The 18,177-nt window shown below is 51.4% G+C and carries 14 protein-coding genes; 11 read left to right on the top strand and 3 right to left on the bottom strand.

The window, feature by feature from the left end:
• Positions 1-189: 189 nt before the first annotated feature.
• The 6 genes from secDF (at position 190) to pyrF (ending at position 9,564) form a co-directional block, all read left to right on the top strand.
• Positions 190-3,336, top strand: coding sequence for a protein translocase subunit SecDF (gene secDF, locus IPM52_13810; protein MBK9292682.1), 3,147 nt, complete (start codon positions 190-192; stop codon positions 3,334-3,336).
• Between the two features lie 139 nt (positions 3,337-3,475).
• Positions 3,476-3,853: a twin-arginine translocase TatA/TatE family subunit gene (locus IPM52_13815; GenBank protein MBK9292683.1), complete on the top strand. Its 378-nt coding sequence runs from the start codon at positions 3,476-3,478 to the stop codon at positions 3,851-3,853.
• Positions 3,854-3,890: 37 nt separating this feature from the next.
• The gene (locus IPM52_13820) at positions 3,891-6,338 is read left to right on the top strand and encodes an OmpA family protein (protein ID MBK9292684.1); all 2,448 of its coding nucleotides are present in this window, start codon (positions 3,891-3,893) and stop codon (positions 6,336-6,338) included.
• Between the two features lies 1 nt (position 6,339).
• Positions 6,340-7,506, top strand: a complete 1,167-nt coding sequence (locus IPM52_13825) for a phosphoribosylformylglycinamidine cyclo-ligase (GenBank protein ID MBK9292685.1) — start codon at positions 6,340-6,342, stop codon at positions 7,504-7,506.
• Between the two features lie 122 nt (positions 7,507-7,628).
• Complete coding sequence (prfA, locus tag IPM52_13830; protein MBK9292686.1) at positions 7,629-8,705, top strand: peptide chain release factor 1; 1,077 nt, start codon at positions 7,629-7,631, stop codon at positions 8,703-8,705.
• A 28-nt stretch (positions 8,706-8,733) separates the two neighbouring features.
• Positions 8,734-9,564 carry an orotidine-5'-phosphate decarboxylase gene (pyrF, locus tag IPM52_13835; GenBank protein ID MBK9292687.1) on the top strand — a complete coding sequence of 277 codons (831 nt, stop codon included), beginning with the start codon at positions 8,734-8,736 and terminating at the stop codon, positions 9,562-9,564.
• Between the two features lie 133 nt (positions 9,565-9,697).
• Here pyrF and IPM52_13840 read toward each other — a convergent pair whose 3' ends face one another.
• From IPM52_13840 to IPM52_13850, 3 genes are all read right to left on the bottom strand, one after another.
• Entirely contained in the window at positions 9,698-10,747 is a 1,050-nt protein-coding gene (locus IPM52_13840; GenBank protein MBK9292688.1) for a branched-chain amino acid aminotransferase, read from the bottom strand.
• 111 nt (positions 10,748-10,858) lie between these two features.
• Positions 10,859-11,545, bottom strand: a complete 687-nt coding sequence (locus IPM52_13845; GenBank protein ID MBK9292689.1) for a DUF554 domain-containing protein — start codon at positions 11,543-11,545, stop codon at positions 10,859-10,861.
• 26 nt (positions 11,546-11,571) lie between these two features.
• Positions 11,572-12,732: an SAM-dependent methyltransferase gene (locus tag IPM52_13850; GenBank protein ID MBK9292690.1), complete on the bottom strand. Its 1,161-nt coding sequence runs from the start codon at positions 12,730-12,732 to the stop codon at positions 11,572-11,574.
• A 127-nt stretch (positions 12,733-12,859) separates the two neighbouring features.
• Here IPM52_13850 and htpG point away from each other — a divergent pair, with 127 nt between their 5' ends.
• The 5 genes from htpG (at position 12,860) to IPM52_13875 (ending at position 18,174) form a co-directional block, all read left to right on the top strand.
• Positions 12,860-14,761: a molecular chaperone HtpG gene (htpG, locus tag IPM52_13855; GenBank protein MBK9292691.1), complete on the top strand. Its 1,902-nt coding sequence runs from the start codon at positions 12,860-12,862 to the stop codon at positions 14,759-14,761.
• Positions 14,762-14,867: 106 nt separating this feature from the next.
• Complete coding sequence (locus IPM52_13860; protein ID MBK9292692.1) at positions 14,868-15,458, top strand: LemA family protein; 591 nt, start codon at positions 14,868-14,870, stop codon at positions 15,456-15,458.
• A gap of 13 nt (positions 15,459-15,471) precedes the next feature.
• Positions 15,472-15,915 (top strand): TPM domain-containing protein, encoded by a 444-nt coding sequence (locus IPM52_13865; protein MBK9292693.1) that lies wholly within the window; start codon positions 15,472-15,474, stop codon positions 15,913-15,915.
• Entirely contained in the window at positions 15,878-16,699 is an 822-nt protein-coding gene (locus tag IPM52_13870) for a TPM domain-containing protein (protein ID MBK9292694.1), read from the top strand. The genes IPM52_13865 and IPM52_13870 overlap by 38 nt, the downstream gene beginning before the upstream one ends.
• Before the next feature lie 263 nt (positions 16,700-16,962).
• Positions 16,963-18,174, top strand: coding sequence for a c-type cytochrome (locus IPM52_13875; protein ID MBK9292695.1), 1,212 nt, complete (start codon positions 16,963-16,965; stop codon positions 18,172-18,174).
• Positions 18,175-18,177 lie beyond the last annotated feature (3 nt).

Genomic DNA, 18,177 nt, shown 5'->3' on the forward strand with positions numbered 1-18,177 from the left:
AACAACCAACGGCTGATTTTGTTGGCTCAACATGTACACAACCTGTGGCCGGGCCTGAAGTTTTGTGAGTTCTGCCTTGCCGAACGCGGGCTAATAAATCTGAATCATTGGAAGTTTGTAAAATAATATGCTAATTTTGCACCCTCAAAAAACTGAGGTAAGCAAATCGAAAACAAATAAATATCAGCAATGCAGAACAAAGGAGCGATCAAAGTTTTTGCAATAGCGCTGGCGCTGGTGTCGCTTTACCAGCTTTCGTTCACTTTTGTGACCGCAAGGGTAGAGCGCAAGGCCAGGGAGTATGCGCAGAGTGAAGCGGCCAGTGCGCTTGCAAAAGAACTTGCCAAGGGCGATCAGGTGCTTTACAAACATTTACTGGACTCCATCGTGCAGGCCAGGGAAACTTATTATCTCGACTCGATGGCAAACCAGCCTGTGTACAACCTGCTCATCGGAAAGTACACTTACCAACAGACTAAGGAACGTGAGATAAACCTGGGGCTTGACCTCAAGGGCGGGATGAACGTGGTACTCGAGGTCTCGGTGCGCGATATCATCGATGCTTTGTCGGGCTACAGTCAGGATCCGGTTTTCCGTCAGGCCATGAATCTCGCCACCCAGAAACAGAAGAATAGCCAGAAGGATTTTGTGACCCTCTTTGGTGAGTCGTTCAACGAGATTGATCCCAACGCCAGGCTGGCGGCCATCTTCCTGTTCGAGTTCAAGGACAAGGGGATCACGGTAAATTCCACCAACCAGGAGGTGCTCGATGCCATCCGAGTGGAATCAGAGGCCGCCATCGACAGGTCGTTTCAGATCCTGCGCACACGTATCGACCGGTTTGGTGTAACCCAGCCCAATATTCAACGTCTTGCCACTTCGGGCCGCATTTTGGTGGAGCTGCCAGGTATCAAAGACCCGAAACGTGTGCGCAAACTGCTTCAGGGGACTGCCCAACTTGAATTCTGGGAAACCTATAATTTCTCTGAACTTTACACCTACTTCGACGAAGCCAACAAAAGGCTTGCCAAGATAAACACTGATGTTGCGGAAGACACCCTGCAAGCCACAAGAGACGAACAGGTGGCTCAGAACGATTCAACATCCGAAGTGCCTGAAGAACAAAAGTCGGATACTTTAAGTCTGGTTGACCAGCTGAAATCGGACACCACCGCTGCGAAAGATAAAAGCTTTGCCGAATATGCCAAGGAGAACCCGCTTTATGCTTACCTGATGCCCTCGTATGTGCAGGATGAGCAGGGAAGGTTTTTCCCCGGAAATACTGCACGTGTTGGCACAGCGCTTGTAAAAGACACAGCCCGCATCAATTATATGCTCCGGCAGGTGCAGGGTATTTTCCCGCGCAACATGAAGCTTGCATGGACGGTAAAACCCCGCGGCGGCAGCGCCACGCAGGCCGGCGTGCTCGAACTGGTTGCGCTCAAGACCTCACGCGATGGCAAAGCTGCCCTGGGCGGAGATGTGATTGTTGATGCCCGCCAGGATTATGATCAGGCCGGAAGGGTAGAAGTGACCATGCAGATGAACAGCGAGGGTGCCAAGATCTGGAAGCGCCTTACAGGTGAAAACATTGGCCGTCAGGTTGCCATTGTACTCGACGACTATGTGTATTCTTATCCTGTAGTAAACGACGAAATTCCCAGTGGTCGTTCCTCCATCAGCGGTGGTGACATGACCATCGAAGAGGCTCAAGACCTAGCCAACATCCTCAAGGCCGGTAAGTTGCCCGCACCGGCACGCATCCTCGAAGAGGCTGTTGTTGGCCCTTCGCTCGGACGTGAAGCCGTCAATGCAGGATTGTGGTCGTTCGTCATCGCTTTCGTCATGATCCTGCTCTACATGTGGTTCTTCTATGCCAAAGCCGGTTTGGTTGCCAACTTCGCATTGCTCACCAACATCTTCTTCCTCTTCGGTGTACTCGCCTCGCTTGGCGCCGTGCTCACACTCCCTGGTATTGCAGGTATTGTACTCACCCTGGGTATGGCTGTGGATGCCAACGTGATCATTTATGAGCGCATCAAGGAAGAGGTCAGCATGGGCAAAGGCCTGCGCCTGGCTATCGAAGATGGTTATAAAAATGCCTATTCAGCCATCATCGACGGTAACGTAACCACCTTGCTCACCGGTATTGTACTTTATACTTTCGGTACCGGTCCGGTTCAGGGTTTTGCCACCACCCTTATCATTGGTATCCTCACCTCATTGTTTACCGCCATCTTCATCTCGCGCATTGTATTTGAGCGCCTGCTCGAGAAAAATGCCAATATTACTTTCAGTACCAGCATTACAAAGGATTTCCTCAAAGACGTCAACATCAATTGGTTGGGCCTGCGCAAAAAAGCCTACATCTTTAGTGCTGCATTGATTGTGATCAGCCTGGGATCGCTCATTTTCCGCGGCCTGAATTATGGTGTAGACTTTACTGGTGGTCGCACTTATCTTGTACGTTTCGACCAGGATGTGCGTGTAACCGACGTGCGGGCTGCTCTCAGCAAGCAGTTTACCGATGCTATACCTGAAGTGAAAACCTTCGGTCCGAACCGCCAGGTGAAAATTACTACCAAGTACATGATCGAAGACGACACCCGTGAAGCAGATTCGATCATTCAGGTGATGCTCTACAATAGCCTCAAGGATTTCTTCAGCAGTCCCATCACATTCAACCAGTTCACTTCGGACGAAGAGACTTCCGCTGAAAAACTGGTTGGTATCCTCAGCTCGCAAAAGATCGGACCTACCATCGCAAGCGATATCCGTAACAAATCCGTTCTGGCCGTAACGTTTGCACTGATTATCATCTTTGCCTACATTGCCATCCGGTTCCGTAAATGGCAGTATGGACTTGCCGGTCTGATCGCCCTTGCGCACGATACTCTGATTGTCATTGGCTTATTTGCCTTGTTCCACCACATCCTGCCTTTCAGCCTCGAGGTTGACCAGGCCTTTATTGCAGCCATCCTGACCATCATCGGTTACTCCATCAACGACACGGTGATCATCTTCGACCGCATCCGCGAGAATATCGGTCTGCATCCGCGCAAATCGCTCAAAGAGAACATCAACCTCGGTCTGAACCAAACCCTGATGCGCACGATCAATACCTCAGGAACCACCTTGCTCGTGCTGGTGATGATTGGCCTCTTTGGAGGTGAGGTGATCAGGGGCTTTGTATTTGCGCTCTTTATGGGTATTCTCGTCGGTACTTACTCTTCAGTATTCAATGCCAGCCCGATTGTTTACGACTTGCTCGGCGGACCGAAACAAGAGGAAGAGGCTGCCCGTCAGGCCGAAGAAAAGGCTGCCAGAAAGAAGTAATTCTTTTTCGAGATACAACAATATATCCGGCAGGGGCATTCCTGCCGGATTTTTTTTGTGCCGCTGCCGGCGCTGTTTGCTCCAGGGCTGGTGCCGCAAACTGCCAAAAAACATACCTTTGCCTAAAAATCGGAGGGTTATGCTTCTGTTTTTTGACCTTGGAACCGGCGAAATCCTGCTCATCTTATTGGTGCTGTTCATCGTGGTGGGGCCACGTCAGCTTCCAGAGGTAGCCCGCACAGTGGGTAAAGCCATTAATGAGATGAAGCGCGCATCGGCCGGATTCAGAAGCGAGATCCAAAAGGAAGCCGACCGCCTGGAACGTGAGTCAGGTTTGCGCGAATTGAAAAAGCCTTTGCACGAAGTTGCCGATCAGGCATCGCTTTTTAAAAACAACGTAAAGAATGACGACCAAGGGCCAATACAACTACATGATGATACAGGTGCCATACCTTTTGGCTCAGCTCCCGGGCCGGAAGAAGCACAAAGCGAGGGCATGGATGCCAATAAAACATGATTCGTTTCGTTCAACGCATGGAAATATTAAATCCCGAATGAATACCGTTTTCAAGATAACATTGTTGCTTGCCTTTAGTTTTCTGGCCCATGTGGCTGTGGCACAACGCTCGCTGGTGCGCAGTGCCGACGAAGCTTTCGACCGCAAGCAGTATAGCCTGGCCATCGACAGGTATAAGAAAGCTTTTTCCAGGGTGAAGGACAAAGACGAGAAAAACCGCATCAGCTGGCGCCTTGCCGAGAGCTACCGGCTCACGGGCAATTTCAAACGCGCCGAAGCCACCTACCGTCGTGTCATGCGTTCGGACCTGCCCGAGCGAAACCCTTCGATATATCTTATTTACGCCGATCTTCTCAAAGCTATACAGAAATACCCCGAAGCCATTGAGTATTACAACCTGTATGCCAAAGCTGTACCCGACGATCCCCGTGGACCGGAAGGTGCCGCGATTGCAGCACAGATTGAGGAATGGATAGCCAATCCCTCGCGTTTTGAGGTTACTTTGGTTCGACAGCTCAACAGCAGGGAGTCGGACTTTGCCGCCACATGGGCATCCTCGGAATATAATGAGATCATTTTTACATCCACCCGCGATGGATCAACCGGAAAGGAGAAAGACCGCTGGACCAATCAGAGCTTCAGCGACCTTTACACCAGCCGGCTCGACCGCAATGAAAAGTGGAGCACCCCCCAGCCGTTCGACAACACCGAAACCATCAACACCAAGGCCAACGAGGGTGCGCCTCATATGAACAGTGCATTTAATACGCTTTATTTTACCCGTTGCAACAACTCGCCCCAGCAGGCCTCTGGTTGTCAGATCATGGTATCCAGCAGGCAGGGCCGTTCGTGGAGCCAGCCTGTCCCACTTCAGATCCGCGGGGTGGACAGCCTTGATATTATTGGCCATCCAAGCCTGAGTAAAGACGAGCTGACCATTTACTTCTCAGCTGACCGCAAAGGCGGATTTGGTGGAAAAGACATCTGGATGGCCATGCGCGACAACAAAAGCCAGCCATTCGGACGGCCCATCAATCTCGGCCCTGAGATCAATACGCCCGGCGATGAGGTGTTTCCTTTTCTTCGCAACGACACCAGCCTCTATTTTGCCTCCAATGGTCATCCAGGCATGGGTGGGCTCGATATTTTCGTCAGCAGTCCTGACGAAAACGGCCGGTGGGGCAAACCCCGCAACATGAAATACCCGATGAACTCGGTGTTTGACGACTTTGCTGTGATATTCCATCCCACCGAGGAGAAGGGCTTTTTTTCGAGCAATCGCGACAACATCAGGGGAGTGGATAACCTGTTTTACTTTATCGAACCTCCGGTGCTCTTTACATTGAGCGGTACTGTGAAAGATGAAAAGACCCTGCAGTTTGTCGAAGATGCTACCGTCAAGCTCATTGGCTCAAATGGTACTTCGGTGAGCACCCGCACCAACGACAAGGGGTTCTTCAAGTTTGGAAACTCACAGGTTGACCGCAACACCACATACGAAATTATCGTCGACAAGCCCAACTACTTTACAGCCAGTGCTGTAGAAACTACCGTGGGTTTGGAGTTTTCCAAAGATCTTGTGAAAGATTTCCTTTTGTCGCCCATTCCTCAGGCCCCTATTGTGCTGCCGGATATTTTGTACGACCTGGCCCGCTGGGAGCTCAAACCGCAATTCGAGGATTCGTTACAGGGGCTCATCCTCACACTTCAGCGCAACCCAACCATTGTCATAGAGCTTGCCTCGCATACCGACAGCCGCGACACCGAGGAACGCAACGACATCCTGTCGCAACGCCGTGCCCAATCGGTGGTTGATTACCTCATTGCCCGGGGCATTGAGCCTGAGCGTCTTGTGGCCAAAGGCTATGGCGAGCGGGTACCCCGCAGGCTCGAAAGAGATATGGTAGTCAATGGGTTCACCTTTAAGTCAGGAACCGTGCTCACTGAAGAATATATCAACAGCCTGCGAAGCAACGAAGAAAAGGAAGCTGCGCACCAGCTAAACCGTCGCACGGAGTTCAGGATTCTGAGCAAGGACTATGTGCCTAAACCTACCAACGAGCCTGTGGGTACCGCAGTGCGCATTGTGCTCAATCCCGAGGAAAACCAGGTGTCGTTCAACACCAATGCCGACGGGGCCATCGTGGTACCTTGCCTGATTGACGGCTATAACGAGAATTTTGTATTTATTCGCAACCAGGCAGCGCAAGTGTCGCTTGAACGCGCGCTCGATTGGTTGCGCAAAGGTATCCTCAGTCGTGATAATCTTGAAGGTGATGCGGAGCAACTTATAGGTGCAGGCCGTATTGCCGACGGTGCTGTATTCCGGCTCAAAGAGATTCGAATAGCCAACAGAACGATCACCGACGTAGCGATTACGGTGAATCACAAATCGGAAGCTCCTCTGATTTTCGGACATGCGGTGCTCAGCAGGATGGGCGAATATGAGATCGATGCCCGTGGACGCAAGCTGATATTCAAATAACATGAACGATCACCAGCGCTATCAGCAAAGAGGCGTATCGGCGGCCAAAGAAGATGTGCACAGGGCCATACGTAATCTGGATAAAGGCCTGTATCCCAATGCGTTCTGCAAGGTGATGCCGGATGTGCTCGGTGGTGATCCCGAAATGTGCAACATCATGCATGCCGACGGAGCCGGCACCAAATCCGCCCTGGCTTACCTCTATTGGAAAGAAACAGGCGACCTGAGCGTGTGGCATGGCATAGCCCAGGATGCAGTGGTGATGAATACCGACGACCTGTTGTGTGTGGGTGTAACCGATGGCATGCTGCTATCGTCAACGATCGGACGCAACAAGCACCTGGTGCCGGGCGAAGTGATTGCCGCCATCATCGAAGGCACCGAGCTCTTTCTGGAAAAGATGCGATCTTACGGCATCGGTATCTGGCTGAGCGGAGGCGAAACCGCCGACCTGGGCGACCTTGTGCGGACAGTGGTGGTTGACAGTACCGTTGTAGCCAGGGTGCCGCGAAATAAGGTGATAGAAAACCGCATCAAACCCGGAAACGTCATTGTCGGCTTTGCCTCCTTCGGTAAGGCCACTTACGAGGATGCCTACAACGGCGGCATGGGCAGCAATGGCCTGACTTCGGCCAGGCACGACGTTTTTGCGAAATATCTTGCACAGCGCTATCCCGAAAGTTTCGACCCCCATGTGCCTGCCGAACTTGTCTATTCAGGGCCATGGGAACTGACCGATCCAACAGAGATACAGGGAGTGGATATGGGCAGGCTGGTGCTTTCGCCCACCCGGACTTATGCGCCTCTGGTACGCCAGATCCTGGAAAATCATTCTGGAGCCATCCACGGCATGATCCATTGCAGCGGAGGCGGACAAACCAAAGTGCTTCATTTTGTGCAGGATGTACACATTGTAAAAGATAAACTCTTCGGATTGCCACCGCTTTTCAGTATCATCAGGGAGGCTTCGGGCACACCCTGGAGCGAGATGTACCGGGTATTCAACATGGGTCACAGGCTGGAGATTTACACCGATGAAACCTCGGCTGGAGAGATGATCAGCCTCGCCGGATCTTTTGGCATCGAGGCTAAAATAGTTGGCCATGTTGAACCATTCAAAGGAAAAAAGCTGACCATCAGCAGCGCTTTTGGCGAGTTTGTGTACTGAGCACAGCTTATTCAGATACAATTTGTTGGTTTCCTGCAGCCTTATCATGATCATGATGGTGCAGGGTTTGTTGCACCCGCCCAAAATGGCTAATTTTGCAGGCCAAAAGAGAGATTGTGGAAATAACTGATAAGCTGGAAGATATCCGCCGCAGATGGGAAGAAATGGGCGAACAGCTCAACGATCCGGCTGTGATGGCCGATATGAAGCGGTATGTGAAGCTGAACAAGGACTATAAAGACCTTGAACCTGTGGTCAGGGCTTTTGCCGAGTACAAGGATGTGCTCAGAGGCATGGAAGATGCACGCGAGCTGATGCGCACCGAGAAGGATGAAGATTTCAGGGCCATGGCCCGTCAGGAACTCGATGAGCTCGAAGCGCGCAAGGAGCAGCTGGAGGAAGAAATCCGGTTGATGCTGATTCCCAAAGACCCTCAGGACAGCAAAAATGCAGTGGTCGAGATCAGGGCAGGCACCGGTGGCGACGAAGCCAGTATTTTTGCCGGCGACCTCTACCGCATGTATATCAAATATTGTGAGCGCAAAGGCTGGCGCACCGAGCTCGTGGATATGAGCGAAGGCACAGTAGGCGGGTTTAAAGAAATCATATTCAATGTGATAGGCGAAAATGCCTATGGCATCCTGAAGTTCGAAAGCGGAGTGCACCGGGTGCAGCGTGTGCCCAAAACCGAGACCCAGGGCCGCATCCATACCTCCGCCGCCAGCGTGGTGGTCTTGCCCGAAGCCGAAGAATTCGACATCGAACTCAACGAAAAAGACATTCGTAAAGAAACTTTCTGCTCTTCAGGCCCAGGCGGTCAATCGGTAAATACTACCTACTCAGCAGTGCGTCTTACCCATATCCCCAGCGGTATTGTGGTTTCGTGTCAGGACGAGAAATCACAGATCAAGAACCTGGCCAAAGCCATGAAAGTGCTTCGCACCCGCCTGTTTGAACGGGAATACAGCAAATACCTCGAAGAGATAGCCTCAAAGCGCAAAACCATGGTGAGCACCGGCGACCGTTCGGCCAAGATTCGCACCTACAACTGGCCGCAGGGCAGGGTGACCGATCACCGCATCAACCTTACCCTATATAACCTGCAATCTATCATCGACGGCGATCTCGACGAACTGATCGAAAAACTCCAGATGGCCGAAAATGCGGAGCGATTAAAAACTGAGCTCGAAAATACCTGATCACACCCTGATAGCCCCCAAATCCACCATGAACCAGCAAGCCCTTGTTGAGCAAATCATCCGCAAGCAATCATTTCTGTGTGTCGGACTCGATACCGATGCAGGGCGCATCCCGGCCATCCTTGGTAAAGAACCCGATCCTGTGTTTGCCTTCAACAAGGCCATCATCGATGCCACAGCGCCTTTCGCGGTTGCCTTTAAACCCAACACAGCATTCTACGAAGCAGGAGGAGTCAAAGGTTGGGCCAGCCTCGAAAAAACAATTTCCTATATCAAACAGCAATATCCCGACATGCTCGTGATTGCTGACGCCAAACGGGGAGACATTGGTAACACTTCGGCCAACTACGCCCGCGCTTTTTTTGAAGTGATGGATGCCGATGCTGTCACAGTTGCCCCTTACATGGGGTTCGACTCGGTGAGTCCGTTTCTGGCCTGGAAAGACAGATGGACGGTGCTGTTGGCTGCCACATCCAATGAGGGGTCGGCTGATTTTCAGCAGCTTGTGGACGAGCGTGGCCAAAAACTCTATGAGCAGGTGGTACGCAAGGCGTGCTCATGGGCTGGTCCGGACCAGCTGATGTTTGTTGTAGGTGCCACAAAACCAGCGGAACTGCGCATAATCAGGAACCTTGCACCAGAGTATTTTTTTCTTGTGCCCGGGGTGGGTGCCCAGGGGGGAAGCCTGGCCGAGGTTGCTGAATATGCCATGACCAGGAGGTGTGGTATCATCGTAAATGCTTCAAGGTCGGTTATTTATGCCTCGAATGGCGCCGACTTTGCAGAAGCGGCAGCCAGCGAAGCCGCGAAGATGCAGGCAGAGATGAAAACCTTGCTCGAAGAAAAGGGGGTGGTCTAAAAAATAATGTTTTCCGGAACGCCCCTGACGGGGCTACCGATATGTCGCCCCTACGGAGCTGCTGATATTTGGCCCCTGACGGGGCGGAGAATTTTAAGAAAAAAAGCCGCTTTAAAGGGCGGCTTTTGTTGTTTTAGATTCCTTCGAGTATGGTCGTCCAGCCAAATTTGTCCTCAATTTCGCCGTACTGAATACCCTTCAGTGTTTTGTAGAGCATTGTTGACCAGGGTCCTGCGGTTTCGCCGTAGTAGTATTCCTTTTTCAGTTCCCGGTCGTAAATCGACTTGAAGGGGCTGATGATGGCGGCGGTTCCGCAGGCTCCGGCTTCTTCGAAGGTTTCGAGTTCTTCCACCGGCACGGGACGGCGTTCTACTTTCAGGCCAAGGTCGGCTGCGAGGATTTCGATGCTTTTGTTGGTAACTGATGGAAGGATGGTGCACGATTTAGGCGTAATGTAGGCCTTTTCGCGTATGCCAAAGAAATTGGCCGGACCGGCTTCGTCGATATATTTTTTCTCTTTGGCGTCGAGAAACAGCACCGAAGCATATCCTTCGGCATGTGCGCGCTCGGCTGCCCTGAGGCTTGCAGCGTAGTTTCCGCCAACTTTGATATGGCCTGTGCCGAGCGGCGCGGCGCGGTCGTAATCGCGCACCAGTTGCACCTTGACCGGATTGAAACCTTCTTTGAAGTAAGGCCCTACCGGGGTTACAAAAACTACAAACATGTACTCTTTGGCAGGTTTGACACCTACCTGCGCGCCCGAACCAAACAGCAATGGCCTGATGTAGAGCGAGGAGCCGGTGCCATAGGGCGGAATGAAACGCGCATTGAGCCGCACTGCCTTGTTGATGGCTTCGAAAAACAGCTCCTCGGGCGGGATGGCCATCATGATTCCGCTGGCCGACATCCGCATGCGGCGGGCATTCTCCTGCCAGCGAAACAACCTTACCTTGCCATCCGCACCCCGATAGGCTTTCAGCCCTTCGAAGGCTTCCTGGCCATAGTGAAGGCCCGTGGCGGCCATGTGGATGCTGATGTATTCGCTGTCGCTTACTTCCAGCTCGCCCCACTTGCCGTCGCGGTAGGTGCACCTCACATTGTAGTCGGTACGGAAATAGCCAAATGGCAGGCTGCTCCAGTTAATATCTTCAATCGTGTCCATAAGGGGATTATTTGTTTTCATGTAGCTAAGTTAGAGAAAATATGTCAGCCCCCTCATCGGATTGTGAATAAATAAACAATGAAAAAGTTATCGGCAACTCTTTTGCCGCTATTCCCGCAACACAGTTTTTCTTCACGAAAAGAAAGGAAAAAGCCATGCGGCAACCAACGCAAAGACCAATGCGGGCAAAAGGTTGAGCACCTTTATCTTGCTTAATTCCAGAATATTGAGGCCGAGGCCGAGCAGGATGATGCCTCCGGTGGCAGTGAGTGTGCTGATCATCAGTTCGGGCATGGATGCACCAAACCAGGCAGCCAGCAGGGTGAGTCCAGCCTGATACAGGAACAGGGGAACGATCGAAAACACCACCCCAACACCCAATCCGGAGGCCAGGGCCATGGCGCTGATGCCATCCATGATGGATTTAATGTAATACAGCGACCTGTTTCCGTGAATGCCTTCTTCCACGGCCCCGAGAATTGTCATCGAACCCATGCAGAAAAGCAGAAAGGCTGTCATCAGCCCCTGATTGAAACGGCTTCCTCCCGCACCTGTGCGTTTTCCGATCTGGTTTGCGAGCTTGTCAAAAAAGCTTTCAAGTTTGAGCAACTCGCCAACCAATGCACCCGGAATGAGGCTGAGCACCACCAGGATCCACTCCTGTGCCCTGAAAGCCATGACCATGCCCAGGGCAAGGGTAAACAGCCCGATGGCTTGAAACAGTGTGCCTGTATATCGCTCGGGCAGGCGCGCATGCAACATCAGTCCGGCAATGCCTCCGGCAAGCACCGCGAGTACGTTGACAATTGTTCCGAGAATTATCATACCGGCTTGTTTTTTTGGGGTTATAGTATCCGTTCGAGCTGGTGCCAGCTGATGCCGAACTGTTTTTTCAATGCTGCGATTTTTGCTTCGGTTTCGGCTGCATTGGTAGGATTAGGTGATTTGACTCCGGTCAGAAGAAGGTTTTTTGGGGTATGACCCATATCGATAAACTCCTGGATATGAGATTTGTACCCGTGCTTTTCCATAATCAATGCCCTGAGGGTATCGGTCAGAATCTCAGCCTGGCGTTCCCAAAGGATGCCATAACTGAGCATGGGCAGGGTGCCTGGGGGCAGCATGGCGTTGCGTACCTGTTTGTGGCAGCAGGGGGCACACACTATGAGTTGCGCTCCTGCCCTGATACCGGCCCCGATGGCATCGTCGGTGGCAGTGTCGCAGGCATGCAGGGCGATGAGGACATCGGTTCCTGTGGCATCGAAGCCGGCAATTTGGCCCTGAACGAACTTCAGCCTGTCGAAACCGGCTTCGGATGCAATCTGGTTTGTTTGATCTACCAGTTCGGCCCTCTGCTCTACACCGGTCACCTCAAGCTGCCCGGTATAGTTGGCGCTCAGGTATTCGTAAATAGCAAATGTGAGGTACCCTTTTCCGGCTCCCATGTCAACCACCCTGAGCTTGTCTTTCTTCAACAAAGGCTCAAGCATGGGCTGCAGGATGGTAAGATATTGGTGTATCTGTTTGAATTTGAATTGCATGGAAGGCAATACCCTGCCCTGAAGGTCGGTAATCCCAAGGCGCAACCAGTGGATTCCTGCGCTGTCGATGAGTCGTTTTTTTGGTCTGTCGTGACTCAGATCGGCTTGCCTGGCTTCTTTGAGCGGTTTGGCAATCAGTTTAGCGTTTCCTTTGAGATTGCTGAGTAGCTGAAGGTGTTCGCTGGCAGTGAACAGATTGGCTTCCAGGAAGTTGCTCTTAAAATAGCTGATACACAACGCCACAGCCTCCTCCGTGGGATAGTTTTTTACTATTTCCCGTCTGTCGTAATGCTCGGTGGTCTGGAGCATGCGTGTGCCTTTGATGTGTACAGGACGCACGCTCAGGCGGCGGAGTTCATCCTGCTTGCGCCTTGGTTTGCTCAGGACAAGCTTGACGAAAGTAGCATCGGCTACTGATTTTGCCAGGGTATTCCACAGGCGATCACTTGCGGTTGTCGATTCCATCGCTCGTTTGCTTTGGGCAGATGCGAAATTATTCCTTTTTGGGCTGCATCGGATTTGACATTTTGTCAGTGCAGCCAACTGGCACAAACTTTGCGTGTTCAGGCCCAAAACCTAAATCTCCGGAAACATGCACAAAGGAACCATCGACGTCAGAACAGAGAACATTTTTCCCATCATCAAGAAATTTCTTTATTCCGACCACGAAATCTTTCTCCGCGAGCTGGTAAGCAATGCCGTGGATGCCACCCAGAAGCTCAAAACCCTCTCTTCGGCCGGCGAAGTGAAAGGCGAGCTGGGCGACCTTACCATACAGGTTGAGGTGGATAAGAAAAAGAAAACCATCACTGTGCGCGACCGGGGTATCGGCATGACGCGCGAAGAGGTGGAAAAATACATCAACCAGATCGCCTTTTCGAGTGCAGAAGAGTTTGTGGCACAATTCAAAAATAAATCGCAGGCCGAGGCCAATGCCATCATCGGGCACTTTGGGCTTGGATTTTACTCGGCCTTTATGGTTGCCGAAAAAGTGGAACTGTTTACCCTGAGCTACCGCGAAGGCGCCGAACCGGTGAAATGGGAATGCGACGGCAGCCCGGAATACACCATCACTGAAACCAAAAAATCTGATCGGGGCACCGAAGTCGTGCTGCATATTGACAAGGAAAACGAAGAATTCCTTGAAGAATACAAGATCAGGGAGCTGCTGAACAAATACTGCAAGTTTTTGCCTGTGCCCATTCAGTTTGGCACCCGCAAGGAAGAAGAACCCATTGAAGGCGAAACCGACAAGGATGGAAATCCAAAGACCAGAACGGTCGAAAAACCCTGGATTATTAACAACACCTTCCCGCTCTGGAAAAAATCGCCATCGGAAGTCACGGAGGAAGAATACAGGAAGTTCTACAACGAGCTGTATCCGTTCAGCTTCGAGGAGCCGCTGTTCAATATCCACCTCAATGTGGATTATCCTTTCAATCTGACAGGGATACTTTATTTTCCGAAGGTGAAGCACAACTATGAGCTTCAGCGCAATAAAATTCAGCTCTACTGCAACCAGGTGTTTGTGACCGATTCGGTGGAAGGCATCGTGCCCGATTTTCTCACCTTGCTCCATGGGGTCATCGATTCGCCCGACATTCCGCTCAATGTGAGCCGCTCGTTCCTGCAAAGCGATCAGAATGTCAAAAAGATATCGGGCCACATCACCAAAAAGGTTGCCGACAAGCTGGAAGAGCTCTTCAAAAAAGACCGCGAAGCCTTCGAGAAAAAATGGAACGACATCAGAATTTTCATCCAGTACGGCATGATATCCGAGCCGAAATTTTACGAGCGCGCCGAAAAGTTTGTGCTGCTCAAAAACGTGGAGGACAAGTACTTCACGCTCGAGGAGTATAAAAAGCACATCGAAGACAAGCAGAAAGACAAAGATGGTGCCCTTGTGGTGCTCTATGCCGGCAACACCGACGAGCAGTACGGCTACATCGAAGCTGCCCGTGAGCGCGGATACGATGTGTTGGTGATGGATGGTGTGCTCGATGCCCACTTCATCAATACCCTGGAACAGAAAATGAGTAAGATCCGCTTTGTGCGGGTGGACAGCAATACGGTGGACAAGCTCATCGAAAAGGAAGACGACAAGCTGCCCAGCAAGCTCAGCGAAGCGCAAAAGCAGAGCTTAAAAGCTGAATTCGAGGCTGTTGTGGACAAGACCCGTTTCGAAGTTCTGTTCGAGCCCATGAGCGAAAGCGATGCACCCGTGGTCATCACTCAGAACGAATTCATGCGCCGCTACAAAGACATGTCGGCTGTGGGCGGCAGTCCGATGATGGGCCTGGGCGACCTGCCGGAACAATACAACCTGGTAGTTAATGAGAACCATCCGATTGTAGCAGGCCTGATGTCGAAAGATGAAGAGGGGCGTAAAAAGTTGGTAAGCTATCTGTATGACCTTGCCCGTTTGTCGAAAAATCTGCTCAGGGGTAAAGAGTTGAACGACTTCATCAAAGCCAGTATGGAAAATCTGGCCTGAGGATACCAGTTTGCCTGAAGGCCGGCCCGGTTTGCGGCCGGCCTTTTTGTTTACGTGCTGAACACACATTTGTTATATCTTAGCCCGTTCATAAAAAATGACAGCCATGAAAAAAACCCTCATCACCATTGGTGTAATCGTTGTTGTAATCCTTTTGTTTTACAGCTTCTTCAAGAACACCTATAATAACATGGTGCGTCTTGGGGAGCAGGTGGATGCCCAGTGGGCTCAGGTGGAAAACGTGTACCAGCGCCGGGCCGACCTGATTCCCAACCTGGTGAATACGGTTAAAGGTTTTGCAGCCCAGGAGCAGGACGTCCTGATTGGGGTGGTCGAAGCAAGGGCCAAAGCCACCTCGGTAAACCTATCGGCCGACAACCTGACCCCCGAAAACCTCAAGGCATTTCAGGAAGCACAGGCCGGCCTCAGCAGCGCATTGGCCCGCCTGATGGTGGTGGTGGAGCAATATCCTGAACTCAAGTCGAATCAAAACTTTCTCGAACTTCAGTCGCAGCTCGAAGGTACCGAAAACCGCATTGCTGTAGAGCGCATGAAATTTAACGACACCACCAGGGAATTCAACACTTTCATCAAGTCGTTCCCGCAGAACCTGCTGGCAGGCATGTTTGGTTTCGAAGCAAAGCCATATTTCGAGGCAAAGGAAGGCGCTGAGGAAGCCCCAAAAGTTGAGTTTTAGTCAGGAAGCTGCCATGCCCGGAGCCAGGAATTTTTTTAGTCCCGAGCAAAAGGAACAGATCGTGGATGCCATCCGCCAAGCGGAGCTGTCCACCTCGGGCGAAATACGCGTGCACCTCGAGGAGAGGTGCGAGGGCGAGGTGCTCGACCGTGCGGCTTACCTTTTTGAAAAGCTCGGTATGATGCAGACAGCCGAGCGCAATGGTGTGCTCATTTATATTGCTGTCAAAGACCGTAAGTTCGCCGTCATTGGCGATGCAGGCATCAATGCTGTGGTGGAACCCAATTACTGGGAAGATGTCAGGCATATGATGGCCGAGCACTTCAAGCGGGGCAAATATGTGGCCGGATTGATCAAAGCCATCGGGCGCATTGGCGCTAAGCTCAAAAAGCATTTCCCATATCAAGACGACGACACCAATGAATTATCCGACGAGATATCGTTTACCAAGGCTTGAGTTACCGCTTCTGCTTGTTTTTCTGCTGCTTGGTGGCTTGCTTCGGGCGCAATTGCCTTCGCCACCCGACCCACCCCGTTTGGTGGTTGACATGGCCGGCATTTTGAATTCGTCGGAACAGCAGGCGCTTGAGCGTAAGCTTGTGGCCTACGACGACAGCACCTCAACACAGATTTTGGTACTCACTGTGCCTGATCTTCAGGGGCTTGACCCGGCCGACTATGCCTTCCGCATTGGCGAAAGCTGGGGTGTGGGCCGTAGAGGATTCAACAATGGGGTGGTCATTCTTGTGAAACCCAAAACCGAACGTTCACGTGGTCAGGCTTTTATAGCCACAGGTTATGGCATGGAAGAGAAAGTGCCCGATGCACGTGCCCGCCGCATTGTCGAAAATGAGATGATTCCTTATTTCAGAAATGGCAATTATTACCAGGGAATTGACAAAGCCGTAGATGCGATCATTGCGCTTGCTGCCGGCACTTATCAGGGCACCGGAAAGGAAGAACCTCTTCCGCCTGCGCTTGGACTTGTACTGCTGGCGTTCATCCTGTTTGTGGTTTTGCTGATCATCTTTGGCAATAAGAGCAACCATATGAGCGGCGGCCGGATGAAAAGCCCCGACCTTTGGACCCTCATCTGGTTGGCATCGATGGCCAACAAAGGTCATTCGGGCAGTTGGGGCAGATTCTCAGGAGGTTCTGGTGGTCGTGGTTTTGGGGGTGGAGGTTTTGGCGGTTTCGGTGGCGGAAGCTTCGGGGGCGGGGGAGCCGGAGGAAGCTGGTGAAGGCTTGCCCGATTTTAAATAGCTGAAAAACAGCATTATGGCTTCAAAAGCCATTGAATGCCCAGTATTTCGAAAAAAAAATTTTCAATGTGCATACCTAAATTGTGGTATGTTGATGCTGAATTGTATTTTTGTGTTAAAAAAGTCTAAATAAGCTTTTTTATCAACCACTGTCTCTGATACACTCACAACATATTCTGAATGAGCACTTTGTGTTTATTTGCAACAAACATCAACAACTTAAAAATCAAACCAGCATACTTATGTTGAAAACGCTACCATCCTTCGGGAGAGTGGGAATGCTCAGGCGTGCCATGATTCTGACCATGGCCATGCTTTGGCTTTCCGTTTTCCGGCTGGGGGCACAAACCCCTGAGGCGGAAAAAAACTTCCAGCAATGCAAAGCCTGTCACAACATCGAAGGCCCTAAACTTGTAGGTCCCAATCTTGCCGGCGTTACCCAGCGCCACTCGCAGGAATGGCTGATCAGCTTCATTCGGAACTCGCAGGCAATGATACAGGCCGGCGATCCGGAAGCTGTAAAAATATGGGAGGAATACAACCGCATACCCATGCCATCGCACGATCTGACGGACGAGCAAATCATCGACATTCTCAAGTATATCGAGAATGGTGGAAAAGTTGCCGATGAATACCTTACCGCCCAGTCGGAAGCCCAGGCCGAACAGGCAGCGCTTGCAGCCCAGATTGCTGCCGAGCAGGAAGCACGCCAGCAACGTTTGCTCGAAATTGAGCGCGATGCCAACCGCAATTTTGGAACAACGTTCTTCATTTCGCTCATTGTCCTGCTTGTGGCGCTCTTCGATCTCTTTGTCACCAAGGTGGTCAAAGCCCGGTTTGTGCACATCACCATGAGCCTTGTGGCAGTGTTTATTATCCTAGAAATCACTTACAAAGAAGCCACAGCGCTCGGCAGGCAACAATACTATCAGCCAACACAGCCAATCTGGTTTTCGCACAAGGTGCATGCCGAGCAAAACCAGATCGACTGCAAATACTGCCACACGGGCGTGGATTATGGCAAACAGGCCGGAATACCCAATGCCGGTTTGTGCATGAACTGCCATAATGTAGTCCGTCAGGGCAAAATCACCGGCACCGAAGAGATAGCCAAAATTATCAAGGCATGGGAAACCGGCCAGCCCATCGAATGGGTACGTGTACACAACCTGCCAGATCATGTGTACTTCAACCATGCACAGCATGTGAATGCCGGCAAACTCGATTGCGCAGAGTGCCACGGTCAGGTGGAAACCATGCACGAGGTAATGCAGGTGAGCAATCTGAGCATGGGATGGTGTCTGGATTGCCACCGCACGAAGGAAGTTCAGTTTGGCAGCAACGGTTTTTATGAAACCTATGCCAAGTTGCACGAGGAATTCAAAGAAGGACGGATTCGCAGGGTAACACCCGATATGGTGGGTGGTGGCGAATGCATGAAGTGTCATTACTAAGCA

The organism is Bacteroidota bacterium (genome assembly GCA_016715945.1).
Lineage (GTDB): Bacteria > Bacteroidota > Bacteroidia > Bacteroidales > F082 > JALNZU01.

What these genes read in the sequence shown, in the direction of transcription:
- IPM52_13840 (MBK9292688.1), bottom strand. Translation starts at nt 10,747, where the DNA reads ATGAAAACAAATAATCCCCTTATGGACACGATTGAAGATATTAACTGG.
- IPM52_13815 (MBK9292683.1), top strand. Translation starts at nt 3,476, where the DNA reads ATGCTTCTGTTTTTTGACCTTGGAACCGGCGAAATCCTGCTCATCTTA.
- IPM52_13850 (MBK9292690.1), bottom strand. Translation starts at nt 12,732, where the DNA reads ATGGAATCGACAACCGCAAGTGATCGCCTGTGGAATACCCTGGCAAAA.
- IPM52_13825 (MBK9292685.1), top strand. Translation starts at nt 6,340, where the DNA reads ATGAACGATCACCAGCGCTATCAGCAAAGAGGCGTATCGGCGGCCAAA.
- IPM52_13865 (MBK9292693.1), top strand. Translation starts at nt 15,472, where the DNA reads ATGCCCGGAGCCAGGAATTTTTTTAGTCCCGAGCAAAAGGAACAGATC.
- IPM52_13875 (MBK9292695.1), top strand. Translation starts at nt 16,963, where the DNA reads ATGTTGAAAACGCTACCATCCTTCGGGAGAGTGGGAATGCTCAGGCGT.
- htpG (MBK9292691.1), top strand. Translation starts at nt 12,860, where the DNA reads ATGCACAAAGGAACCATCGACGTCAGAACAGAGAACATTTTTCCCATC.
- IPM52_13820 (MBK9292684.1), top strand. Translation starts at nt 3,891, where the DNA reads ATGAATACCGTTTTCAAGATAACATTGTTGCTTGCCTTTAGTTTTCTG.
- pyrF (MBK9292687.1), top strand. Translation starts at nt 8,734, where the DNA reads ATGAACCAGCAAGCCCTTGTTGAGCAAATCATCCGCAAGCAATCATTT.
- secDF (MBK9292682.1), top strand. Translation starts at nt 190, where the DNA reads ATGCAGAACAAAGGAGCGATCAAAGTTTTTGCAATAGCGCTGGCGCTG.
- IPM52_13860 (MBK9292692.1), top strand. Translation starts at nt 14,868, where the DNA reads ATGAAAAAAACCCTCATCACCATTGGTGTAATCGTTGTTGTAATCCTT.
- IPM52_13870 (MBK9292694.1), top strand. Translation starts at nt 15,878, where the DNA reads ATGAATTATCCGACGAGATATCGTTTACCAAGGCTTGAGTTACCGCTT.